This is a genomic window from Methanolobus sp. (assembly GCF_016278365.1).
In the GTDB taxonomy this organism is placed as follows: domain Archaea; phylum Halobacteriota; class Methanosarcinia; order Methanosarcinales; family Methanosarcinaceae; genus Methanolobus.
The window spans coordinates 189750-215262 of sequence record NZ_JADQBZ010000011.1; the positions used below are offsets into that span (position 1 = coordinate 189750).

General features: G+C 45.5%; 20 protein-coding genes. 11 read left to right on the forward strand and 9 right to left on the reverse strand.

All coding sequences use genetic code 11. From position 1 onward, the window contains the following. Nucleotides 1-171: 171 nt before the first annotated feature. From QZZ22_RS12650 to QZZ22_RS12675, 6 genes are all read left to right on the forward strand, one after another. The gene (locus QZZ22_RS12650; RefSeq protein ID WP_292465459.1) at nt 172-5136 is read left to right on the forward strand and encodes a PGF-pre-PGF domain-containing protein; all 4965 of its coding nucleotides are present in this window, start codon (nt 172-174) and stop codon (nt 5134-5136) included. Nucleotides 5137-5267: 131 nt separating this feature from the next. Then, a complete protein-coding gene (locus tag QZZ22_RS12655) occupies nt 5268-9431 on the forward strand; it encodes a S8 family serine peptidase (RefSeq protein WP_292465462.1) in 4164 nt (1387 codons plus the stop codon). Nucleotides 9432-9469: 38 nt separating this feature from the next. Then, nucleotides 9470-10462, forward strand: coding sequence for a bifunctional N(6)-L-threonylcarbamoyladenine synthase/serine/threonine protein kinase (locus QZZ22_RS12660; protein ID WP_292465463.1), 993 nt, complete (start codon nt 9470-9472; stop codon nt 10460-10462). Nucleotides 10463-10467: 5 nt separating this feature from the next. After that, nucleotides 10468-11076 carry a Kae1-associated kinase Bud32 gene (locus QZZ22_RS12665; RefSeq protein WP_292465465.1) on the forward strand — a complete coding sequence of 203 codons (609 nt, stop codon included), beginning with the start codon at nt 10468-10470 and terminating at the stop codon, nt 11074-11076. After that, a complete protein-coding gene (locus tag QZZ22_RS12670) occupies nt 11069-11614 on the forward strand; it encodes an XTP/dITP diphosphatase (RefSeq protein WP_292465467.1) in 546 nt (181 codons plus the stop codon). The genes QZZ22_RS12665 and QZZ22_RS12670 overlap by 8 nt, the downstream gene beginning before the upstream one ends. A gap of 12 nt (nt 11615-11626) precedes the next feature. Next, nucleotides 11627-12208, forward strand: a complete 582-nt coding sequence (locus QZZ22_RS12675; protein WP_292465469.1) for a hypothetical protein — start codon at nt 11627-11629, stop codon at nt 12206-12208. A 76-nt stretch (nt 12209-12284) separates the two neighbouring features. On the opposite strand, the gene QZZ22_RS12680 is transcribed toward QZZ22_RS12675, so the two are convergent. From QZZ22_RS12680 to QZZ22_RS12715, 8 genes are all read right to left on the reverse strand, one after another. Beyond that, complete coding sequence (locus QZZ22_RS12680) at nt 12285-13157, reverse strand: archaellin/type IV pilin N-terminal domain-containing protein (RefSeq protein ID WP_292465471.1); 873 nt, start codon at nt 13155-13157, stop codon at nt 12285-12287. 211 nt (nt 13158-13368) lie between these two features. Then, complete coding sequence (locus QZZ22_RS12685) at nt 13369-14073, reverse strand: cyclase family protein (RefSeq protein WP_292465473.1); 705 nt, start codon at nt 14071-14073, stop codon at nt 13369-13371. A 3-nt stretch (nt 14074-14076) separates the two neighbouring features. After that, on the reverse strand, nt 14077-14718 hold the full coding sequence (locus tag QZZ22_RS12690) for a histidinol phosphate phosphatase domain-containing protein (RefSeq protein WP_292465475.1): 642 nt from the start codon (nt 14716-14718) through the stop codon (nt 14077-14079). A 174-nt stretch (nt 14719-14892) separates the two neighbouring features. Next, the gene (locus QZZ22_RS12695) at nt 14893-15891 is read right to left on the reverse strand and encodes a tetratricopeptide repeat protein (protein ID WP_292465477.1); all 999 of its coding nucleotides are present in this window, start codon (nt 15889-15891) and stop codon (nt 14893-14895) included. Nucleotides 15892-15985: 94 nt separating this feature from the next. Next, nucleotides 15986-16762: an SAM-dependent methyltransferase gene (locus tag QZZ22_RS12700; protein WP_292465581.1), complete on the reverse strand. Its 777-nt coding sequence runs from the start codon at nt 16760-16762 to the stop codon at nt 15986-15988. 30 nt (nt 16763-16792) lie between these two features. Further along, on the reverse strand, nt 16793-17371 hold the full coding sequence (locus QZZ22_RS12705) for a hypothetical protein (protein ID WP_292465479.1): 579 nt from the start codon (nt 17369-17371) through the stop codon (nt 16793-16795). A 31-nt stretch (nt 17372-17402) separates the two neighbouring features. After that, nucleotides 17403-18443 (reverse strand): Vms1/Ankzf1 family peptidyl-tRNA hydrolase, encoded by a 1041-nt coding sequence (locus QZZ22_RS12710; protein WP_292465481.1) that lies wholly within the window; start codon nt 18441-18443, stop codon nt 17403-17405. Nucleotides 18444-18663: 220 nt separating this feature from the next. Continuing rightward, the gene (locus QZZ22_RS12715) at nt 18664-19500 is read right to left on the reverse strand and encodes a formylglycine-generating enzyme family protein (protein WP_292465483.1); all 837 of its coding nucleotides are present in this window, start codon (nt 19498-19500) and stop codon (nt 18664-18666) included. 188 nt (nt 19501-19688) lie between these two features. On the opposite strand from QZZ22_RS12715, the gene QZZ22_RS12720 reads away from it, so the two are divergent. After that, entirely contained in the window at nt 19689-20927 is a 1239-nt protein-coding gene (locus tag QZZ22_RS12720) for an ABC transporter substrate-binding protein (protein ID WP_292465485.1), read from the forward strand. A gap of 76 nt (nt 20928-21003) precedes the next feature. Here the strand turns inward: QZZ22_RS12720 and QZZ22_RS12725 are convergent, their stop codons facing one another. Continuing rightward, on the reverse strand, nt 21004-21531 hold the full coding sequence (locus tag QZZ22_RS12725) for an N-acetyltransferase (RefSeq protein ID WP_292465488.1): 528 nt from the start codon (nt 21529-21531) through the stop codon (nt 21004-21006). A 422-nt stretch (nt 21532-21953) separates the two neighbouring features. On the opposite strand from QZZ22_RS12725, the gene coaBC reads away from it, so the two are divergent. Genes coaBC through QZZ22_RS12745 form a run of 4 tightly spaced genes read left to right on the forward strand, consistent with a single transcriptional unit; the run spans nt 21954 to nt 25489 of the window. Continuing rightward, entirely contained in the window at nt 21954-23198 is a 1245-nt protein-coding gene (gene coaBC / locus QZZ22_RS12730) for a bifunctional phosphopantothenoylcysteine decarboxylase/phosphopantothenate--cysteine ligase CoaBC (RefSeq protein ID WP_292465491.1), read from the forward strand. After that, nucleotides 23199-24083, forward strand: a complete 885-nt coding sequence (locus QZZ22_RS12735; protein ID WP_292465494.1) for a pantoate kinase — start codon at nt 23199-23201, stop codon at nt 24081-24083. It begins immediately after the preceding gene. 12 nt (nt 24084-24095) lie between these two features. After that, a complete protein-coding gene (locus QZZ22_RS12740) occupies nt 24096-24866 on the forward strand; it encodes a 4-phosphopantoate--beta-alanine ligase (RefSeq protein ID WP_292465496.1) in 771 nt (256 codons plus the stop codon). Beyond that, nucleotides 24857-25489, forward strand: coding sequence for an HD domain-containing protein (locus QZZ22_RS12745; RefSeq protein WP_292465498.1), 633 nt, complete (start codon nt 24857-24859; stop codon nt 25487-25489). The genes QZZ22_RS12740 and QZZ22_RS12745 overlap by 10 nt, the downstream gene beginning before the upstream one ends. Nucleotides 25490-25513: the final 24 nt, after the last annotated feature.

The following is a 25513-nucleotide window of genomic DNA, read 5'->3' on the forward strand; positions in this document are numbered from 1 at the left end:
AATTCTACGAATTAAATATTAGTATTACTATAGCTGATTTAAGATACATATCTAATTTTATATACGTTTAAATTCAGATATGTAAAGAGTTACGGACAAGTCCTGTAATGTCGACTAAAAACCGGAAGTCTGGCAATGCACAAAAATGTACTATTCCTGTGGAGCCTAATAGTGCTCCTACTCATCATTCCAATCGCCGGGGGCGATGAAAATGACACATCTGAAAACGATAATGCAAACATGATTCTTCTCAAAGCAGGCCCGATACATACAGATATTGTTTCTGTTGCCGGTGAGAAGGAAATTGAGGAGGCTCCTGCTGCATCCATTGCTTCTTACTCTGTTGACACGACAGAGACTGACGATAACCTTGGAAGTTACTATATTGTGCAGTTTGATGGACCAGTGCTTGAAGAATGGAAGAACGAACTTGCCGTGACCGGGGCTGCCCTGTTCTATTACGTCCCAAATAATGCTTTTGTCGTGAGAATGGATCCTGCACAGAAAGAACAGGTCGATTCCCTTGATTTTGTGAAATGGACAGGGGAATACAGGGCACCATACAAACACCAGGTCAATACAGGAAAGGTCGCAACCTTGTCAATGTCCCCATCATCCTATGATGCTGCAGACCTTATTGTACTTCTTTTTGACGAGAGCGAAAGCCGGAATATACTGGAAAAGATCATTTCCATGGATGCGGACATTGTGGAAAGTTCCCCTCGCATCCTGAGGGTAAGAATCACAAGGGACAGGATCAACGATCTTGCAGCCATCGAAGGCATCTGCTGGATCGAAGAATATGCAGTACCGGTCGTTTTCAATGACGTTGCCGCCGGTATAATCAACGTGAACCATGTCCACGAGAATTACAGGCTGAACGGTACAGGGCAAATAGTTGCAGTGTGCGATACGGGACTGGATACAGGCGTCGATGATGAGTTCATTCATGAAGACATCAGGGGAAGGATTCGGGGCATTTTCGACCTTGTCGGCGATGGGGCTGGTGACCAGCATGGACATGGCACACATGTGACAGGGTCTGTGCTCGGGAATGGGGCAAACTCTGGTGGACAGTATAAAGGTATGGCTCATGAGGCATTGCTTGTGTTCCAGGCTGCAGGTACAGCCGGGGGAGAGCTAACGGGCATCCCGGCGGACCTGAATTTACTTTTCCAGCAGGCATACAATCAAGGCGCAAGAATCCATACTAATAGTTGGGGTTACACCCATGACAGCGGGAACTATAGTCTTAACTCGTGGCAGGTTGACACATTCATGTGGAATAATCCTGACATGCTTATTCTTTTCGCAGCAGGCAACTATGGAGAGGATATCGATAAGAATGGTATAGTGGATTCCAATTCCATCACCCCTCCTGGAACATCAAAGAACTGTATTACCGTGGGTTCTTCGGAGAACAATAGATCTTCATTAAGCTCAACAACTTGGGGGAGCAATTATGGCTTTCCCATAAATAATGACATCAGGGCCAACAATATTGAAGGAATGGCTGCCTTCAGTAGCCGAGGACCAACAGACGATGTCAGGATAAAACCAGATATTGTTGCTCCTGGCACATATATAGCATCTACGAAATCCAGTCTCGCTACTGCCCTATATAGCATGCCTGGTTATCCTGAATATGCATATTCGAGCGGTACCAGCATGGCCACTCCACTCGTTGCGGGAGCAGCAGCACTTGCGAGGCAGTATTATACCGAAATAGAAGATTTGCCAAGCCCGAGTGCCGCACTTATCAAAGCCACCCTGATCAACGGTGCCCATGATATGACCCCCGGACAATACGGGACAGGAAATTACCAGGAGATTGTGGGCAGGCCTGATCATTCACAGGGCTGGGGCCGTGTTGACGTTGAGAATTCACTTTTCCCTGAGTATCCCAAGGTAACCGCATACCATGACATGAGTGAAGGCCTGGTTACTTCACAAGCGTGGAGCGCAGACTACGGTTATATCAAAGATGGAGAGCCACTCAGAGCAACACTTGTGTGGACCGACTATCCGGGTTCTCCCGCTTCCGGGAAGGCACTTGTTAACGACCTTGACCTCACGGTGACAGGCTCTGGGAACACATACTACGGAAACGGGGCATCTGAATCGATCAATAACATCGAAGCAGTAGAGATAGAAAGTACTTCATCCGGCAGTTATCAATTTACAGTGACCGGGGAAAACATACCACAGGGACCACAACCCTTTGCACTGGTCCTTTCTTTCACCTGTGATAATAACTTGTTCCCGGCACATGACTCCTATACATCGGAAAGTATGGCCATAATAGCAACTGATGTTGTGCATCCGGGAGGAGTGAACTTAAGCTCTATAAACATGAAGATTAATGGTGCATCTGTATCTTACACGAATTCGGCCATAAATGACGGATACAGAATACAGCATGATACTTCCGCCCCATACCAAAGCGGGGAATATAATGTGTCGGTGACGGCCTTTACAGCAAAAGGACAGCCGTTCTCATATAGATGGAAATTCAATGTGAACGCTGCACCTGTGACAGTGACAGGCATAACAGTAAAAGCAGCTCCTACAAAGATCACTTACATTGAAGGTGAGGAACTAAATGTTCAAGGCCTGATTATAACTCTGCTCAAATCAGATTCAAGCACAGAAGATGTAATTTTTACTAACTTCAGCTCAAAAGGAATAACGGTGAATCCTGCAAACGGGACTGTCCTTGCAACAACCAACACATTGGTTACCATCACCCATACTGAAAGTGGGAAAAGCACTACACAGGCAATCACTGTGAATGCTTTACCTGTAACAGTGACAGAAATAAAGGTGGAAACCGCTCCTACAAAAGTCACTTACACTGAAGGTGAGAAACTAGATGTTCAAGGCATGGTTATAACTCTGCTCAAATCAGATTCAAGCACAGAAGAGGTAGCGTTTGCAAATTTCAGCTCAAAAGGAATAACTGTTAATCCTGCAAACGGAACTGTCCTTGCAACAACCAGCACACTGATTAATATCTCCCATACTGAAAGTGGGAAAAGCACAACACAGGCAATCACCGTTAATGCTGTAACAGTAACAGGAGTTTCGGTCAAGTCCACACCTGCAAAAGTGATATACACTGAAGGAGATAATCTCAATTTGCAGGGTATGGTAATAACTCTTACCAGGTCAAATTCGGCTACAGAAGATGTAATTTTTACGGACTTCAGCTCAAAAGGAATTATTGTAATTCCTGTAAATGGAACTGTCCTTGCAACAACCAACACACTGGTTACTATCACCCATACTGAAAGCGGGAAAAGCACGACACAGCTAATCACTGTTAATACTGCACCAATAAAGGTTACATCGATCACCATAAACGGAGCAGGGAATGCTATGGCAGTAGAGAAGGGGAAAACACTGCAGATGTATGCAACAGTGTCTCCTGCAAATGCAGCCAATAAGGACATCTCATGGTCAGTGATAAATGGAGCAGGAACGGCCACAATCAGTCAAACTGGACTGTTAACAGCAACAGGAGTTGGGACAGTAACTGTCAGAGCGACAGCTACTGATGGTTCGGGCATACTAGGCACTCTCAATGTTATGGTTACTGAAGTACCAGTGGTAGTAACTAATATTTCAGTAAAGACAGCGCCCACTAAGCTAACCTACACAGAAGATGAAACTCTCAATCTACAGGGTTTGGTAATAACCCTCACCAAATCAAATTCAAGCACAGAAGAGGTAGCATTTGCAAACTTCAGTTCGAAAGGAATTGTTGTGACTCCTGCAAACGGAACTGTTCTTGCAACAATCAATAAATTGGTCACCATCACCCATACTGAAAGTGGGAAAAGCACAACACAGGTAATTACTGTAAATGCTGTACCTGTAACAGTGACAGGAATAGTAGTAAAAACAGCTCCTACAAAAGTCACTTACACTGAAGGTGAAACTCTCAATTTACAGGGCATGGTAATAACCCTGCTAAAATCAAACTCAAGCACAGAAGATGTAGCGTTTGCAAACTTCAATTCGAAGGGAATTGTTGTGGCTCCTGCAAGTGGAACTGTTCTCACAACATCCAATACAACGGTTACTATCACCCATAGTGAAAGCGAGAAAAATACAACACAGGTGATCACTGTGAACGCTGTACCTGTAACAGTGACAGGCATAACAGTAAAAGCAGCTCCCACAAAATTAGTCTACACTGAAGGTGAAGCTCTCAATCTGCATGACATAATAATAACTCTTACCAGGTCAAATTCGGTTACAGAAGATGTAATTTTTACGGACTTCAGCTCAAAAGGAATTGTTGTGACTCCTGCAAACGGAACTGTTCTTGCAACAACCAACACAATGGTAGCCATCGCCCATACTGAAAGCGGGAAAAGCACGACACAGGCAATCACCGTTAATGCTGTACAGTCCCCACCCCCAGCGACAAGTGGTGGTGGAGGCGGTGGGGGAGGTGGTTCCACCGGAGAAAAGACAGAGAATATATTATTGAAAGACGTAAGTTCAGTCTTTGTTGGCAAGGATGCAGTCAGGTTTGACTTCAAAAACCCTGGCAGCGACATACAGTATATAGAATATACCTCCCTGAAGAACTCGGGAACCATAACTGCAACCATAGAGATGTTAAAGGATCGCTCTATCTTTGCCGTTTCGTCACCTGAGGGAACCGTGTACAGGCACGTAAATATATGGCTGGGGAAAAGCGGATATGCCACCGAGGCAAACATTATTGATCCAGGGATTGTATTCAGAGTTGATAATAGTTGGATAAGCAGTAATAACATAGATCCGGCCTCTATTATTCTTAACAGGTACAGTGACGGTACGTGGAGCAAACTGCCCACTGAACAGACAGGTTCGGACGCAGATTTCCTATACTTCAGGGCAGCAACGCCGGGATTTTCTCCATTTGCGATCACAGGTGAAAGCTTCGAAAATGAATCAATACTACATAGCACATCTGAGGCGCTGTTCTCAACAGACTCTCCAGAGAACAGAGTAGGTGCCTTGGATGATTCCAGTGACCCAAAAGCAAATGGAGCTCAAGCCGAGAAAACATTGCCCGCTATTTCTGTTACTGTCACATTGATAATAGTTATCTTTGCCTGCTTCCTCCTTAGGAAGCAGTAACTCTTTTTTTAACTTTTTCTCGCAGGTTCACTGCAGGACAGTATTACTTAGTTTGCAATATTAAGCAGCACAAATAAATATACTATTAATAGTATATCTATTTTTAATATACAGTTCGTGGATGTAGGCTTATGCGCGCTAAAAACAAGATCCTCATTACGTTTATTCTGATAATTCTCACAACTTCTCTGTGTGCTGCAGGAAGTGTATCTAATGCAGATTTTAATGATGAAGGCCTCCTCCTCTTAAAAGCCGGGTATGTGGATACAGACATCACAAAGGAGCCCGGAATACAAAATGATGAGCATGAGCCTATGGCTTTCACCACCCAATCCATGGATAATGAGGAAAAATACTACATTGTGCAGTTCATCGGTCCCATACAGGGAACATGGAAGCAGGAGATAATATCTCAAGGAGCTTCTATCTACAATTATGTTCCAAACAACGCATTTGTCTTCAGGATGAATGAGACTGTAAAGGTGCAGTTATATTCACTCGATTTCGTAAAATGGATCGGCGAGTACAAGCCTTCGTACAAATATATGCCTGAATTGGTAAATGATGAGATTCCTCAACTATCTTCTTCACCAGATGAAAACAGGACCACCTATTTCGTATTGCTTTTTTCCCCGGTAGACAGTGAAAAAGTAATTAATGAAATTATTTCACTGGACGGGAAGGTCCTTTCAAGCTCAGGAGATATCCTGAAAGTACAAATACTATCATCCACACTACCCGATATTGCGACAATAGATGAGGTCAGCTGGATAGAAGAATATATTCAGCCCTTTGTTTTCAACGATATGGCTGCTGCCATTATAACCGTAAACCCTATCCTTAACACATATGGCCTGAAAGGAGAGGAGCAGATAATAGCCGTATGTGACACAGGGCTTGACACAGGAAACAAAGACACAATACATACGGATCTGAGAGGTAGAGTATTAAGTCTTGTAGATACAAAAGGGGATGGAAGCGCTGCCGATCAGAATGGTCATGGAACTCATGTTGCAGGATCCGTACTGGGGAACGGGGCAAACTCTGGCGGTCAGTATAGCGGAATGGCACCTGAGGCAGAGCTGGTATTCCAAGCGGTGGGAGATGCCAGCAATTCTTTGGACCTTTCAGCTGGCCTGGAAGAAATATTCCAGGCAGCATACAACCTTGATGCAAAAATCCATACAAACAGCTGGGGAACTTCTTCATATGGGGCATATACAACATATTCGCAACAAGTAGATCAGTTCATGTGGGATAATCCTGACATGCTGATCCTTTTCGCGGCTGGCAACAGTGGTGCAGATGGAAGTGGTACAATCAATGCTCCCGGAACGGCAAAAAATGCATTGACTATTGGAGCTTCGGAGAATAATAGGTCTTCCCTTGGCATTTATGCAGACAATATCAACGAAATCGCTTTTTTCAGCAGTCGTGGCCCTACGGCTGATGGCAGGATCAAGCCTGATTTGGTAGCTCCTGGGACTTATATAAATTCAACAAAATCAAGCTTGACCAGCGGCAGCGGGTATTATACATACATGAGCGGGACAAGCATGGCGACACCTATTGTCGCCGGAACTGCTGCGCTTGTCAGGCAATACTACATGGATATTGAAGGCCTGTCAAACCCGAGTGCTGCACTTATCAAAGCTACATTGATAAACGGCGCCTACGACATAACATCCGGACAAGACAGGCCGAACTATTCACAGGGCTGGGGGCGAATTGACCTTGAAAGCTCCATATATCCCCGGTATCCGCAAGCCATAAGTTATTTTGACAATGTAAAGGCATTGGACACCACCGAATCCTGGAGTGTAAGCTATAACATTCCCCACACGTCAGAGCCTCTAAGGGTTACACTTGTCTGGACAGATTACCCGGGTGGGGGCGCATATACTAAAGGACTTGTGAACAACCTTGACCTCGTTGTAGTCGGACCAGAGGGCACATACTATGGGAACGATGCTCATGACATCACTAACAACGTTGAAGGTGTAGAACTGGCAAATCCTGCTGTCGGGATATATACAATAATAGTAAGCGGTACAAATGTTCCCGAGGGTCCGCAAAACTTCTCTCTTGTAGTTTCCTATGAGAATAACGATGTTTTCCCTATGCATAATTCATACACAACCAACGCCACAACTGAGGTTTACATTAACCTGACACATCCTTCAGGAATCGATGGAAACTCTGTGAGCATGACTATAGATAATTTCCCAGTCCTCTATTCCCTGGAAAACATAGAGGAAGGATATAGAATCAGAAATCTTACTTCTCAGCCTTATTCAGAGGGATACCACAATGTATCAGTCAGTGCAGTGACGAACCTGAGTCAACAACTGGACCACAGCTGGAGATTCTATGTCAGTGCAGAAGAGAATGTGATAGTGATTCAAGGACTTGAAGAAAATGCTGTGATACAAGAAGAAACTTTCGAGATGAATATAAGCAACCGGAAAATGTGTAATTTCTGGTACAATATAGATAACGGAATCAATTACACAGAAGAAAACACATTTTCATTCAACACTATCCTTAACCTCACCGAAGGTCACCATAACATCACAGTCTTTGCTGAAGATATCACTGGAAACACAAGCTCAGTCATTCTCAATTTTACCGTTTTCACAAACCCCCCGGTTATCACTTCACCTGCATCTGGAACGATATACTACCTACCCGATAACAGCTTTAATGTAAGCGGTACTGCAGGAATAGCTACCAATGCCTCAGTTTATGTAAATGATATACTCACAAACGGTTCTCACTCCACCCAGAACGGAACATTCAGTATCAATAGCATACCACTCTTGAATGGCACAAACACCGTGAATGTTACTTCCATCTTAAACTATTCTGAGCAGGAATACTTCAGTCCCAACACCACAATATACCTTAGCGTGGGAAAGATTTTCGACACTGGAATTAGTGATGAGGCAACGCTTCCGATTCCCGGAATTGTAAGTGTCCCCTGCCCAACCATCAACTTCAACATAACCGGCACATCCGCCAATCCGGGAAGCCTGGCCGGTGCTATCGTCAGAGGACAGGACCCGGGAAGCGGAACCTATCTAACGGGCCCTGCTGTTGATATCAAAGCGATGAATGGCTCTGAGCTTGTTAATTCATACAATTTTGGAAGGAATGTTTCCTTGAGCCTTGGATATGATCCGGTTCTCGTGGATAATGCAGGCAAACTTACTATTGCATGGTATGACCCTGTTGAAGATACCTGGGTGCCTTTTAGGAGTACGGTAAACAGTTCCGCACATACTCTCAATACAAATATCACACACCTGAGCATATATGCTCCCCTTGAGGACACCATTTCCCCAGTTATCAGCGGACTCTCAAGTTCAAGGACTACGACGTCAATCATCCTTACATGGCAGAGCTCACCTGATACAGGCTATGTAGAGATCAGAAGGAATGGTGTTCTTATCACAAATAGCTCCGGCTCAACCTTGACCGACAGCGGACTGTCTGAGGGCGTCACTTACACCTACAGCCTCAGAGGAACCGACTTTGTTGGGAATATCGGGGAATGGTCCAATATCAGTGTAACAACAGCCCAGACCGCTTCAACTGGCTCAGGAGGCGGCGGCGGTGGAGGAGGCTCCAGCGGAGAGAGTGCAGAGAACATCCTCTTTAAGGATGTGCTTACAGTCAATACAATGACAGACGCGGCCATTACATTTGATTTCGACAACGAGATGAATGATATATATTATGTAAAGTACCTGTCACTGAAGAATTCGGGCAAGATCAGCACTACTATTGAAGTGTTGAAGAACACATCCGGTTTTGCAAAGAGCGCGGCTCCAGATGTCACTTACAGGAATATCAACATCTGGGTCGGCAAGACCGGATACGCCACGGAGAGCAATATAATGGATCCTGCCATAGGATTCCGCGTCAGCCAGGCCTGGGTTCTCGACAATGCCATTGACCCATATACTGTAAGGCTCAACAGGTACTCCGGCGAGTCCTGGGAAGAACTTGCCACGGAACAGACAGGCTCCGATGACAACTATTTCTATTTCGAGGCAAAAACTCCCGGCTTCTCACCTTTTGCCATTACAGGTAAACATCTCTCACTTGCCAAACAGGGAGGAGATCCAGAAGCCTTTCTGCTTGAACAGGAAGGCAACACAATATCTTTAACACAGGATGATGGGAATGGCAAAGGAAATACTGGAAAGGACCCACTTCCGGAAGCACTCATAGGAATCTTATGTGTGACACTCACAGCCTTTTATTTCTTCAGAAGAAGACAGCAAAATTAATATTATGAAGCTGACCATTAAGCGCTGGAGAATTAAGTTTGAAAGGAACAGTGCTTGGTATAGAGGGTACGGCATGGAATCTCAGCGCGGCCATCGTTAATGAAAAAGATGTGATTGCAGAGGTCACTGATACTTATAGCCCCGCAACCGGGGGCATTCATCCACGTGAAGCGGCCCAGCATCATGCCAAATATGCTTCCACAGTTATCAGGAAGGTGCTGGAGGAAGCAAATGGGAAAGGTGTCACATCTTCAGACATCAATGCTATTGCATTTTCACAAGGACCAGGGCTTGGTGCCTGCCTGCGGACTGTGGCAACGGCTGCAAGGATGTTGGCTATCACATTCGAGGTACCTCTTATTGGCGTTAATCACTGCCTGGCACACATAGAGATCGGGCGCTGGAAAACTCCAGCAAGGGATCCTGTCACCCTGTATGTCAGCGGTGCGAACTCCCAGATACTTGCCTACCGGATGAGGAAGTACCGCGTATTTGGCGAGACACTGGATATTGGCCTTGGGAATGCATTTGATAAGTTTGCAAGGAACGCGGGCTTAAGCCATCCGGGCGGTCCCAAGATAGAGCAGCTTGCGAAAAAATCGACGAATTACATACCCCTGCCCTATGTGGTAAAGGGTATGGACCTTTCCTTCTCAGGACTTTCAACTGCAGCAACAGAAGCGCTTAAGCGCAATTCCCTTGAGGACGTATGTTACTCACTGCAGGAAACTGCCTTTGCCATGATAGTTGAAGTGACCGAACGTGCCCTTGCACACACCGGTAAGAACGAAGTCCTGCTTGCAGGTGGCGTAGGAGCAAATATGCGGCTTCGGGAAATGCTGGACATCATGTGTACTGACAGGGGCGTATCCTTCCATGTGCCTGAAAAGAGATTTATGGGAGATAACGGAGCAATGATAGCATACCTGGGGCTTTTGATGTATAACGCAGGAGATATCCTGAGCATAGAGAATTCGCATGTCAATCCGAATTTCAGACCGGATGATGTAGATGTCACCTGGCTGGAGTGATCATAATGATAGTAAGCGAGGAGAATATTGATGGAGATATAATAGAGCTTACAAATGGTGCAGAAGCAACTGTGAGGATAGAAGACGGATGTGTCGTCAAGGAGAGAATCCAAAAGAGATACCGCCTCCGAGAACTGGATGAGCGCATCCGGAAAGAGAGGACAAAGGCCGAAAGCCGCCTCATATCGGAAGCAAGGCGTCTTGGGATACCAACTCCAATAATCCATGATGTGGAGAAATCAGTTATTAGGATGCAGTACATCCCGGGAATGCCGCTAAAGCATGTCATCAACGAGGTACTGAGTGAGCGCCTTGGAGAACTTGTAGGGCTCCTGCATACCGGAGGTATCATTCATGGTGACCTGACCACATCGAACCTGATACTTAACGATGACAAACTCTACATGATAGATTTCGGACTATCGTTCATGAACTCTGCTGTCGAGGCCAGAGGTGTGGATATCCATGTGCTCTTCCAGACCTTTGAGAGTACACACCATTATTATGAGTCACTAATCGAAGCTTTCTGCAGGGGATACAGGAGAGTTTTTACAGGCGCTGACGAAGTGCTTGAAAGGGTTACAGAAATAGAGAAGAGAGGAAGATATGCGTAAGATCGTTTTTGTTACAGGTAATAAGGGTAAGCTAAAGGAAGCCAGGGATATACTCGCAACAAAAGGAATAGAAGTTATTCAGAACAGTGATGGCTATCCTGAACTGCAGGAAGATGAGCTTGAGCCGATTGCGGCCTATGGAGCCAGATGGGTGGCCGAGAAACTTGGAATGCCTGTGATAGTGGATGATTCCGGGCTCTTCATAAAGGCTCTCAACGGATTTCCCGGTCCTTATTCTGCCTTCGTGGAAGAACACCTCGGTAATAAGAGGGTCCTTAAGCTGATGGAAGATGAAGAGGATAGGACCGCAGTCTTCAAATCAGTTATAGGCTACTGTGAACCTGGTAAAGAGCCTATGGTGTTTACCGGAACGGTTGAAGGGAAGATCGCATTTGAAGAGCGTGGGACAGGTGGATTCGGATATGATCCCATTTTTGAATATAAGGGCATGACCTTTGGTGAACTTGGTGACGAGGAAAAGAACAAAGTGTCACATCGCAGAAGAGCCCTGGACAAGTTCTGTGAATGGCTCGACTGACAGAGGGATTGTATGAAAGAACAGGGACTTCTTCAGGATACGAGAGCTATAGACACAGTTCCCCTTAAGATGGCCTTTTATCTGGCGCTTATGGGAATTATCATTGTGCTTGTTGCTGTGTCCTGGAGCAACATATCACCTTTCTTTAGAGGATACCAGGCTGAAGAACAGCTCAATGACCTGTCGGTTGAGCTGCTTTCAATCCAGAAGGGATATACCAGGAACCTGGAGGAAGTGGGAAGCACGACAGGTTCAATGTGCACGGTCCGGCTGTCACTGCCGGACAACGTCAGATACCTTGCTTTGGGTGTTGACCCTGATCCCGATATCGACGGAAACCTGAGTAACACAGCATGGAATACTGAGAACAATACAATGCTCATCCAGTATAATAACGGGGTCAGAAACCGTTTTATCATCGAGGGAGAGCACATCGGATTCAGACAAGGCAGTCTCACTGCTAAAGGAAGCTGGGAACTGGACCCATATTCAATCCAGGACAATATGGGAATTATTATAGAGAATCCAGTGAATGGTGAGTATATATTTGAACTGGTATTTGCAGGTGAAAAATATACACTATCTCATTTCTGAAGCCCAATAACAAATTTTCCCCAATATTTAAAATATGTAGTAGAAAAAGTATTGATATGTATCTGAATAGATACTTTCAGTACTTCAATGAGATATACTTGACATCGAAGTATGCACCTGGTGTTGTGAAATCAAAGAATACGAGGGAACCTGCTTCCGGCCGGATCTGGAAAGATACTTCCGTCCTTGGCTTAATGCCAGCGTAATCGTCATCATCCTCACCGAACACTTTGCGAATGTCGACAACGATCTCCATTATATCTCCTGTCCTTAACACCGGCTGTGTGGCCTTGAAAGTGCTTTGGTCACGGATACGCACAGGTTCGATGGAGAAATACTCAGCTGTGGGTTTATGTATCTCAGCGCTTGTTTCTGAAATATCATATCTCAGATTGGAAACATGAGCACCATCGGACAGATATATGATGATCTGGGACAGATCCACGTCTTCACTTCCCGGCCCAAGGGACACGGAAATATGTAGTTTAGTGATTTGACCATATTCCAGCGTATTGCTCACAATAACATTGCCTGAACTGCTACCACTCCCGGTGATAGTGAAAGGATATGTGCCGGGTTGTGTGAAACGATGCTCAAAATAGGACCCGTCCGCAACAGATGAATTTACACCGGCTACAGATATATCGAAAGCACCTGAAGTAGAGATCCACTCTACCATCCCGCCTTTGTAAGAATTGATAGTAGTATTGGAAACGGCACCATCAGTTACTGTAGCAGTGGAATAGACTGCACGTTCCCCGTCAACACGGTCAACACGCATATTTGAAGAGACTTCCCTTGTAGTTTCCTGACCGGTCTGAGAAGCTTTTTGCTGGAGCACACCGGATGTCTTAATAAGAAGTGCTGATGCGACTGCAGCTACCAGTACCATTGATATGAATATGATCAAGGTACCTATACCGACCTGTGCACGGGTGTCACTGTGCATTGTATGTTTTTGATTTGCTTTCGTGTGCTTCCCTCATCAAACGTTGTAGCAATCGTGTAACATGAGTATATTATTTATAGTATATTAATGCTGTTATTTATGACACTTAACTTTGAAGCCAGCAAGCATAATCCACCATAAATTCATCCTCATCTATCGCATATAGATATAATATATATTATAATATATAAATAGTCGCATTTATTCAATATTAATACGACTTAAAGTCTGCACTATCAGGAAAATGACCATCCACCAATATTACCCGGGCGGGTGCAGCATCACAGCCTTCCAGTTTCATGGGAAGGCAAATAATGTGATATATACCTTCATTCACCAGAGAAAGATCAATATTCTCAAGGACAACAATACCATTTTCCAGAAGCAGCCTGTGATTATCCAGAGATGTACTGCAATCGACCGAAAGAGTATCAACACCTATAAGCTTGAACCCGCGTTCCAGTACCCATGGTCCCACTTCAGGCTTCAGTCCGCATATGCAATCACTCAGCCCGGATGTCTGGTTGCATGAATCAGCAGAGCAGTTACGAGTCTTTACCAATATGGTGTCAACATATGGGTCTTTATAAGCGCCTGATCTCTTGAAAGCAGCCTGTATTTCATTGTGCGAGATATCAACAGTTACACCAGAAAGATCTAAGACGACAGCTTTGCCAAGAAGAGAACTAAGAGGAAGCCAGTCAACCGTCAAACCATTCTTAAGAATATGCGAGGGAGCATCCACATGAGTACCTGTATGCGTTCCAAATGTTACCCTGGAAACTGCATATCCGTCAGACTCGATCGAAGACACAGACTCTATCACTGTTTCAGGGTCACCGGGATAAACGGGAGTATCACGGGAAACCCCGACCGTGATGTCAATGATCCTGCCGTGCATTTTGCCAGGTTCCATTTTCTAATATTTCAGGAAGCGGAGGGAATTATCCAGTACGCCGTTTGCCTGTTTCTCTGTAAGTCCTGAACCCATGGCCACCTTCCTGGCAAAATCCCGGGTAATGAGATTATCAGGGCTATGAGCATCGGTATCGACCACAAGGGTGGCACCGGCTTCCATGCCTATACGTGCAACATGACCATTTGTCCTGTTATGGCCGTTCCTTGCAGTTATCTCAAGACACACATCATTGTCACGTGCAGTTTCAGCTTCTTCTATAGTTATGAAACCCGGGTGTGCAAGAATATCCACGTCGCTCAGTTCAACTGATGCTGCATTAGTTCCCGGCATGACCGGCTCATTGATGGTCTCGCCATGAACAACAACTACCTCTGCACCAAGCTGTCTTGACATCCGTGCCAGCGCCGCGATCTTAGCCGGAGGAACATGGGTTATCTCAACACCAACCAGTACCCTGATATCATACTCATCTTCCAGATACTTGGCCTTTTTAACATTACTCAGTACATGCTCCACATTGGAGAAATCAACATGGTCAGTAATCCCTATTGCTCTGTAGCCATGGACAACCGCCCTTCTGACAAGCTCGCTTGGTATCAGTTCCCCGTCACTGAAAATTGTATGGGTATGCATATCTATCATGACAACACCTCAAGGACATCTACAAGAATATATTACACCTATTATTACAGGTTTTTGCAACCTTCCTGATAATTTATGATAATTATACATCTGCCTATGCTTTACAGTTAAATAAATCCATTCATAGGGTTTAGTGACTGCATTGGCTGTTGCCTCCCACTTCCACATCCATTCTCACAGGCTCTTGTACGCCTTGACTATATTAGCAAGGACACCTTCATTTTCGACTGGAAAATGATCCACAGTAAAGACCTTTAAAGACTCGCGATAGGCACCTACAGCTTTTTCGATATTATCAGACCGGTCAGCTGTTGCAGATAGCTCAAAATAAGCATTACCAAGGTTGTTTTGAACGGTGGCATACTCCATTGGATTGCTCTGCAGAGTGAAAACCTCAAGGGCATTACTGTAGGAAACTATAGCTTTGTTGATGTTATCCGGACTGCCATCTAAACGCGACATCTCCAGATACACGTTGCCGAGATTGTTCTGCACACCAGCATACTCTATGGGATAAATGTCTTTCCTGAAGACTCTCAGGGACTCATCATAGTACCGGACAGATTCTGATAATGAAACGCTATCCCCGGTGAAAAGACCTTTTTTCCTGTATGCGTTACCAAGCTTGTTGTTTAGTGAGGCAAAATACAGAGGATCTTTAGCTAGTGAATAGTGACTTAGAGAATCATTATACATTCTAATGGAAGTATCCAGGTCCTCTGCCCTGCCACTGGCATCGTATAACTTAAGATATGCGTCCCCAAGGCTGTACTGAATTAGAAAATATTCCGCAGGGCTATCATCTATGGTGAAAAGACTGAGTGCTTTTGAGTAAAAGGATATGCTGTTATGAAGATTAGAGGACGCGTTCCCATAAGATGACATCTCTTCATATGTCTTGCCGAGATAATAATGGTTCATTCCATATTCACGCGGAAAATCAGATGAAGAGACTATTCCAAAAACGCTGTTATATGTACTGACAGAGCTCCCAAAATCACGCTGTTCACGATATATCTGAGCCTGTTCCCATCGGGATTCAACCTCATCCAGTGTCCTGGTTTTGGAGTAGTCACCTGCAATAAAGAAAGATGCAATAAGAAGAATGAGGAACAAAATGACCAGGGCGGAGCGCCTGGGGACACCTTCCGGAATTAATTCTTCCAACGCCATCGATCGTTTTCACCCGAACATTCAATGAAATTTGTCTTATACAACTAATCTGCAAAAGGGCATATAAATAGTTATATAAAAGTAAAGCTTTGTTTCACTCACCCTTTTGTGAGATGACCTGGGCAAAAGCAAAATTTGGTTTTACATCATTTATCTTGACGCGCACATGGTCACCTACTTTCACATTCTTTACAAATACCACAAAATTATCGATAAGCGCAGCACCGTCTCCACTTGCACCAAGTTCCTTTATCTCGACATCGAACTCGTCACCTTTACGGACGGGAGATGTCAGGAACTTTTTGCCTATAACGTATATTTCGGCGCTCTGGGAGCGGGAAGCATCGGGAGTATAGGAGCGCATGAACGTGAAATTCTTGTCCATCTTATTGAGGAAATCCTTGAACATGTCACCCTGGAAAACCTTGACAACAAAATGGCCACCGGGTTTGAGTATCTTCTTGGCACATCCGAGGGCTGAGGTGGTCAGGTCGATAGATCGCGCATGGTCCAGGCTCCAGTTGCCGGACAAGTTGGGTGCGGCATCGCAGATCACCACATCTACTCCCCTCAGGCCTACCATTTCTACGATCTTCTCAACAGTCCTATCGGAAGTGATATCGCCTTTTATGGTTTCGACACCTTCTATCGGAGAGATCTTTTGAAGGTCAACACCAATAACACGTCCTCCGGAAATCTCTTTTGCAACTTCCAGCCAGCCTCCCGGTGCAGCCCCGAGGTCAACTACTGTGTCTCCGGATTTGATGAGTTGATGCTTTTCATTGATCTGGAATAACTTATAAGATGCCCTTGAACGAAAACCCTCATCCTTGGCTCTCCAGTAATAGTTGTCGCGTCTGTCTCTTGCCATATGAATCTGTAGCCTCATTAAATCCAAATGTCAAATACCTTGTGCAGCTCTTAACTGTTCAAGTTTCCTGCTCAGTTCCTGCAGCTCATCTTCAATGCCGTCCATTCCTCCGGGAAGCCAGGAATCGTAATCATAGTACAGGTTAAGGATATCGCCATACCGTCCTGCAAGAACGGAGAATCCGGCTTCACTTATGCTGCCCTCTGAGAAAGAACTTATATCCTCGCTAAGTCCCATAGCTTGCTCATGCAGGTTTGCAGAAAAGCTTTTTGAAACCCTTTCCAGATCGACTTCCCTTTTGGACATCACGAGAATATCAATAGCCTCACTTAATTCGAAGGGAATATCTGGAAAAGCGTTTGGCCCTGGAATGTAATAATTATTCCCGCAGGGATGGCTTACATCTGAGTCAGCGCATTTAACTTCATCCGGACTGATAACCTCGAGCAGGTGCTCATCCACTGCTTTCCTGCACATCTCAGTTATCGTTTCCGCAGAAAAGTCCTCTTTCCTCAGGAAAGATATCTCTTCTGCCACAGCGCATATCTCATCCTCCCTTAAAGCGCCAAGCGCATCAATGATGCCTGCAAGTTCCTCGTTTGTGATCATGGGATTTCCTTGTAATATCAACATTTATTGCTTATAATTTGTAGCGCCTAAGGACCAGCATTTGCTTCAGTATGTCATCAAGGTTGTGCTTTTCTATATGCACATCCGCAGAAGATAACAGCCGAGGGATGTCTTCTGCTATGCCTGCAGTGATCATTTTTGCCACTTGCTGGTCACCACCTATCAGCAGATAATCCGGAGATTCCTCAAGGGACTCCAGCATCTTTACAAGAGCAATTCGCACTTTTTCCGCATGGTGCACTACCTCTTCATCCCTCAGGCGTTCAAAGCGTCTCTGGCTGAACCCACCCTTTGAGTGTTTTGATTTTACGTTGCTCCGGATAATCTCATATGAATCGAATGTCCGGGAATCCCGGGAATAACCTGCCAGGGACTCACCTGCATGTGCAACTATAACAAGGGCTGCCTCCTCCCTGTCCAGAAGCATGTTCAAAGGCGTGACATTGAATGAGTCTCCTGCCTGCCAATCTGCATCTTCCACAGGGAACGGGGGAATGACCAGTTCATTCACCATGTGGTCCTGGTCATAGAAAAGCACACATCCGTTTGAGGATTCGATCTTTTGTATAAGCTGTAAGGATTCAGGGTCTATCTGGCCTTCAGGCATGCCCCTGTAAGGCTCATCCGACAGGGAATGATCCGATGGTACATAAATTGTCAACAGATTAGCAGAAGGTGACCTCAAGGAAGATAGAGAATGAATGTATTCCTGTGCCTTACGTGGGGAAATCGTTTCAACAAGGCGGTAGGCCGCCTGTGAGGAACATGTCCCTTTCTGGATCTCAAGTTCGTGTTCCAGGGTACGGACTCTCACCTCTGCAATATTCAGATTTTCTTCAGCAACCTGTTTGGCTGCCACTGCCTTCTTTTCATTCTCAGCGCTCTTATCCATCCTTCTCTGCAGAGTACTGATATCCAGCCTGAGCTCAACGATATGCGAGTGAAGTCTGTCGATCTCTTCTTCCAGTTTTTCTTTTCCCGTGTACCTGCCAAAAAGAGAATTGATATTATCTGCAAGTTTACCTTTTTCTGTCTTGCTCTTTTCTGTCATTCGAAATATCAATATAAAATTTTTATATAAAAAGCCTATCCATCTTTTTGATTTCATTCAGGCTTTCCTTTTTATTGCGCACACAATCTATAAACTAATTTCCAAGCGCTAGAAAAGGAGAGATATATTGTACCATGGTTGTATCCAAATATTATTTTACACGTAGCCATTGCAAAAAAGTGGAAATAAAAAGGGAGGATCAAAATAAGAGGAAAAAGGTTCAGGCATCCATAACGAGCCTGAAACCAGTCATAGAATCACCGTCACGAGCATCTTTTTTGACCCGATATGCAGAATCCAATGCATTGGAAAAACTAGACCAACTGCCACCTCTGGCTACTTTCAGAGTGCTGCCGCTCTTTACTACTGCGCTACCATCCTCATATGCGCTGCTATAGCCTTCAGCCCAGCTGTCCTGAACATATTCACCTACGTTTCCATGAATATCATACAATTCCCATGAGTTTGGAAGCTTCTGGCCCACATTATGGGTTGCACCATCAGAGTTATCCTTGAACCATGCATGGTTTGCAAGGGTCATGCCTTTTTCAGCATCGATGACACCAAAGGAGTATTCCGTAGTTGTCCCTGCCCTGGCTGCATATTCCCATTCGGCTTCTGTAGGCAGTCTGTACCTGGTAGTGCCTTCCTTCTCGTTGAGCTTAGCTATGAATTGCTGGACCTCGTCCCATGAAACTGATTCAATAGGTTTATTATCGCCTTTCGATGCAGAAGGATTGCTGCCCATAATCTCCGCCCACTGCTTTTGTGTCACTTCATACTTACTGATATAGAAGGAATTCTGCAGCCTTACCTGATGAACGGGCTGTGAAGCAGCATACTTAGCTGAACCCATGCTGAAAGTGCCTGCTTCTATATGCACGAATTCCATTCCGAGGGTATTTGTATATCCATTACCTGGAGCGGCACCGTCGGCACCTTTTACGTTTGCATTACCATCATCATTACTACTGTCATCCGAACTGCACCCTGCTGCTGAAACGACAATCAGTATTATTAATATGATCAGAAATTTTTGATTTTTGAGTATGCCCATAAAGATTCCTCACTGTAAAGGTGATTTTGTAGAAGTAGGACTATTAAAACATATCGATTCATGGCTGAAAAGGAGCAAGAAGCGCTACTTAATGAAAGAGAATCTTTCAAAAGGCAACAGCAAGCTATTAAATATACTAGGAAAATATTTAAATTAATATAATTTAGTAGTTAACCGGAGATAATCGAATGAAAAAAATCACAGGCGTTCTAATGAGCCTTATGATAGTTGCAATCCTAGGTTTGGGTTGTGTCGGAACTACAGAAAAGGTATCTGATGAATCAGTGGACATCACTATTGGAGCACTATTACCACTTACTGGCAACCTTGCCTCTATAGGAGAAGCAAGCCATTCTGCACTTGAATTGTCGGCCGGGGATATTAACGGCTATTTCTCAGAACTTGGTTCCGGAAAGAACGTAGAATTGATTGTCAAGGACACAGGAAGTGATCCTGAAACAGCCCTGGAGCAACTCAAAGAACTTAATGGAATGGGAATTAAGATCGTTATTGGTCCACAGGGAAGTAATGAGGCAGAAGCTGTCCTTGAATATGCAAACGAGAATGGCATCATCCTTCTGAGTACCGCATCAACAGCCCCATCTTTAGCAATTCCTGGCGACAATCTGTTCAGGCTTGTACCTGATGATACAAATCAGGGAATGATACTGGCTTCACTCATGAAGGAAGAAGGCACTACCACTATAATCCCTATATACAGGAATGACACGTGGGGTAGCGGACTCGCCGATGAGGTTGAAAAGAGTTTGGAGATTCTTGATGGCACAGTTCTTGAAGGAGTTACATACGAAACAGATAACCTGGACCTTTCCACAGAAGTAGAGTCACTCAATGAGAAAGTAGTAGCAGCCACTTCAGAATACGACGAGGGGTCCATAGCTGTGGTTCTTTGTTCCTATGGAGAGGTAACAGAGATCTTTACGTTAGCCCAGAACTATCCTGCCCTTTCAGAGGTCAACTGGTACGGCACTGACGGCATGGCACTGAACAAGGGACTTATCGACAATGATAGTGCAGCCGGTTTTGCTGTAGCAACCAACCTCAAGGCACCAATGTACGGATACATGGGATCTAATGACATCTACCAGGCAACCGTACCCCGAATAGAACAACAGCTTGGAAGGATTCCTGAATCTTACGCATTGACAGCATATGACGCCCTCTGGATAGCTACATTTGTTGACCTGGATGCCATTCCGGAGAATGATGGAAGTATAAAAACTGCAATGGATACTCTTACAGACACGTATTACGGAGTCAGCGGATGGACAATGCTCAATGAGAACGGAGACAGAAAATACTGGGAATATGAAATATGGACAGTCACTGAAGAAAATGAAAGTTATCAGTGGGAAAAGGATGAAATGGTTATGCTACGCGGCGAAAGATTAATATTCATCAGATAAATGGCGGTGTGTTCACACCAACCATTTACTTTTTTCCAGTCCCGTGCTTGTTTTCATGAATTATAAGGCTACCTTCTCATTTATATTCCGGGTTCATCCATACCATCAGGATATCGGCCTCAAAACTCCCGTCCGGTTTTTTGATCCTCTTTTCCATCCTGCCTTCCTCCAAAAATCCAAGAGACTTGTAAAGACTGATGGCAGCATGATTGCTTTCCTTTGCTATCAGCTCGACCCGGAGAATCTCCGGATGATCCGACCTTACCTTATCAAGCATAGCAATAAAAAGTGCTCTTCCGACACCTCTTCTCTGAAATGAAGGATGCACAGCAACGGTAAGATGCTCGAGAACATGCGAGAGAGCAATAAGAGTGGGCCTGTAGGTGTGTATCTCCCCGACGAGCCCGGCGCCTTCGCCATCATCAACCACAAGGATTATTCCGTCCGCAAGGCTGTTCCCGAGGAACTTATCAACGTATTCTTCTGTGATCTCGTAGGCTTCACGCACAAGACCATGGGGGCGTGAGGTAACTTCACGGTAGAGAGCGAGAATCTTGTATTTATCATTGAGGGTTGCGAAGCGGGGAAGCGGTAGAGGAGTCAATGTAAATGCACCTCCTATTCAATAACATAAGCACATTATCATTTAAGTACAAACTATTACAAGTACTACAGAATATAAGAAGAGATTATCCAATTAGAGTTTTGATTTAAAAGCCTATTCATTTTTCTCATTAAGGCTATCTGTTTTCAAACTAGATTTAAGACACGGATCTGCAAGAGTAACACATATTTGCAAAAACGGTGGATCTTAGAACCCTGCAAAAAAGAGATCTGTGTAAATCCCATGTAAATCCGGGTCTTGATATTTCAGGGATGAATGCGAATCGTGGAATACTAAGGAACACCATCAAATTAGAACAAGGGTTTCAGGAGCTAATTAGATATCCTCAAAAGATCAAACTATTTTTACCCACCCCTATTAAATACTAAAAATTCACTTATTTAATCAAAAAAGGATGTAAAATGCCCCTGATCCCAAAAGGACACCCGACTCTGTGGATAAAGTCCACGAGATCCGAATCGTTACATGGCAAGACTATCGTACTTGCAGTTACAGGCAGCATCGCTGCCGTGCGCACGGTCGAGCTGGCGAGAGAAATCATACGCAGGGGCGCGGATGTGCATGCGGTCATGAGCGAGGCTGCGGGATGGATAATCAACCCGATGGCCCTGCACTACGCTACCGGGAATGAGGTCATCACCGCGATAACCGGGAAAGTGGAGCATGTGGAATTCTTTGGAAATATGGGTAGTGCAGACCTCTTACTTGTAGCACCTGCAACGGCAAATACCATAGGGAAGATAGCGACAGGGATAGATGACACACCGGTGACAACCTTTGCGACAACAGCCATCGGAGCAGGCAAACCTGTCATGGTGGTACCTGCAATGCACGAAGATATGTACAGGCATCCCGCAGTGATTGAAAACATTGAGAAATTAAGGTCATGGGGCATAGGCATCATCTGGCCCAGGGTCGAAGAAGGTGTTGCCAAGATCAGCGACAACACCCGGATAGTGCTTGAGGTCGAGCGCATGATCGGCAGCAACAGCCTGCAAGGGAAAAAGATACTGATCACAAGCGGTGCTACGGCAGAGACTGTGGATCCTATAAGGATACTTACTAACCGGGCGTCGGGGAAAACTGGAACCGAGCTGGCACTGGAAGCCTACCGCAGAGGTGCTGAGGTCACCATAGTGCACAGGAACAGGCTTGAGATCGATGGTATTCGGGAAATATCCGTAGAAAGTGCTGAACAGATGACAGACGCAGTACTGGAGGAGCTTGCAAGAGGTTATGACTTGCTGATAAGCGCGGCTGCTATTGGCGATTACACACTGGAGGCAGCAGGAACAAAAATAAAGTCGGGAGGAGAGCCGGTGCTTTCGCTTAGGCCTACCCGTAAGCTAATCAAAGAAGCAAGAAATGCTCATCCGGAAATAAAGATAGTCGGGTTCAAGGCAGAGACCGGGATAAGCAAAGAAGAACTTTTTGAGCGTGCGCTGCGTACGCTCAACAATTCCAATCTGGACATGATAATCGCGAATGAGGTCAGTGCCGGTGGAATGGGAACCGATGATAACAGCATATATATGATCAGGCCGGACAGGAAGGAACACATGAACATCAGCGGCCCAAAAAGCGTGATAGCAAACACCATCATGGATGAGATAACCCGGATGCTTTCCATAGGGGATAAACACTAGATGGCAAGCAAGGAAACAATCAGTGCAAGAGCTTTTGCACCTGCGCATATTACAGGTTTTTTCGAAGTCCATGATCATACGGATCCTGTAAGGAAAGGTTCCACAGGTTGCGGAATAGTGCTCAATGCGGGAGTTGAGACCACTGTAACCATTGGGGAAACTATCGAAGAGACAGCCATATCGTTGAACGGTAAGCATGTTGCAGGCAGCACCAGCCGGACTGTTGTGGAAATGCTTACTGACAGACCAGTCAAAGTTGAAAGCATTGCGCAGATACCCATAGAATGTGGGCTGGGCGCATCAGGCGCCGGTGCTCTCGGTACGGCCTATGCCCTAAACCGCGCTCTGTCACTTAATCTCACAGCCAATAAGCTCAATGAGGTAGCCCATGTAGCGGAAGTAAGGAACCGAAGCGGACTGGGGGATGTAGCTGCCCAGTCGCTGGGCGGTGCTGTGATAAGAACATCACCCGGAGCCCCGGGTATCGGCGCCTGCGACAGGATACCGACAGGCGAATCAGATGTCTTTTGCATCGTCCTGGGGAAACTGCCGACAGGCTCGGTACTTGGAAACGAAGAGGCTGTAAGAAGTATAAACACTGCAGGAAAGGTTGCCATGAAAAGACTTATGGTAAGGCCCAGCATAGAGAACTTCATGACCTGCTCCAGGGATTTTTCCATTGGGACAAAACTGGCAAATGAAAAGGTAACAGATATTATAGAAGATGTAGAGGCAGTAGGAGGAATAGCATCCCAGGCCATGCTCGGCAATACGGTCTTTGCAATGGGAGCAAATTGTAAGGGTGCTGAAATTGAGGAAATCCTTTCCTGCTTCGGGCAGGTGCTGCACTACAGGATAAGCCCCGGCAGCATTCGAATGATCTGAGGAGATAAAAATATGACAGAGATTCCCATAGACCATCCAAGGTACGAATCCCTCATTACCAGGGAAAAGATAGTGGAAGGCGTACGTATGGGTTTTACCAGCCAGCAAGGCCTGGTTGCACAGGGCAGGGGAGAGGCGTTCGATTATCTCATAGGTGAGAAGACCATTGAATCCGCAGCCGTGGCTGAGAGAGCTGCTGTTGCATACATTCTCCTGGCAAAGAGACCGATCATATCGGTGAACGGGAACACAGCAGCACTCGTACCAGAGAGTCTTGTGGCTCTCGCAGATTTTACGGGAGCTGCTCTTGAAGTGAACCTCTTCCATAGGAGTGATGCCAGGGTGCACAAGATCATAGAGCTTCTCAAATCCCATGGTGCCGTCAAGGTGCTGGGTGGCAAAGGCGACAAGAGACTTGACCTGTCCCATGACAGGGCGATAGTGGATGAGGAAGGGATCTTCAGCGCGGATGTTGTGCTGGTGCCACTGGAAGACGGGGATCGCTGCCAGAAACTGGCAGAAATGGGAAAGACGGTCATTGCCATCGACCTTAACCCGCTCTCAAGAACTTCGCTCAGTGCAACGGTGACCATAGTGGACAACGTCACACGGGCGCTACAGAACATGATACACTTTACGAAGGAAATGAAACAGGACAGCAGGCAGTCCCTTGAGGAAGTCATCGAAGCATACGATAACAACGAGGTTATTGCCGACGCCCTCTATGCGATCCAGGAAAGATTGAAACAGCAGTCAGAAGAAAGAGGGATACGATGGATCTGATAGTGCAGACAAGGGAGTTTGTCTCAGGATTGCTTGCAGGGGAGCCAAGCACCCATGACATGTCACATATACAACGTGTGGAAAAGCTCTGCCTGCACATCCGGGAAACAGAAGGAGGGGACAGGCAAGTGCTGCAGCTTGCCGCATTGCTCCATGATGCAGGCATTGTCAGGGAGCATAAGGAAGGCGGGAACCATGCTGTTTATAGCGCGGAGATAGCGCGGGAGTTCCTCACAGGCAGGGACCTGGAAGAGAATGTGGTGGAGCACGTGGCTTCCTGCATCCTTACCCACCGATTCAGCAGAGGTATGCAGGCCGGAACTATCGAGGCCATGATCCTCCAGGACGCCGACAGGCTGGATGCTCTTGGAGCTGTGGGAATATTCCGCTCGCTTGTTTCCATGGGAGCTCTCAGAGCGCTGAAAAGCACCATCGGGACGGTAAAGGAAACATCGATGAATGCTTATACAGATGATCCTTTTGACGGATTCTACGATTACATGGAAAGAAAGCCTTTCAGGATAATGGAAAGGTTGAATACCCGGACTGCAAGAGAGATAGCAGAGCAGAGACTGAGGATAATGCACCTGTATCTTGAGGAATTGAAGTTAGAATTGGGATAGATACAGACGATAAATAAGAGGTAA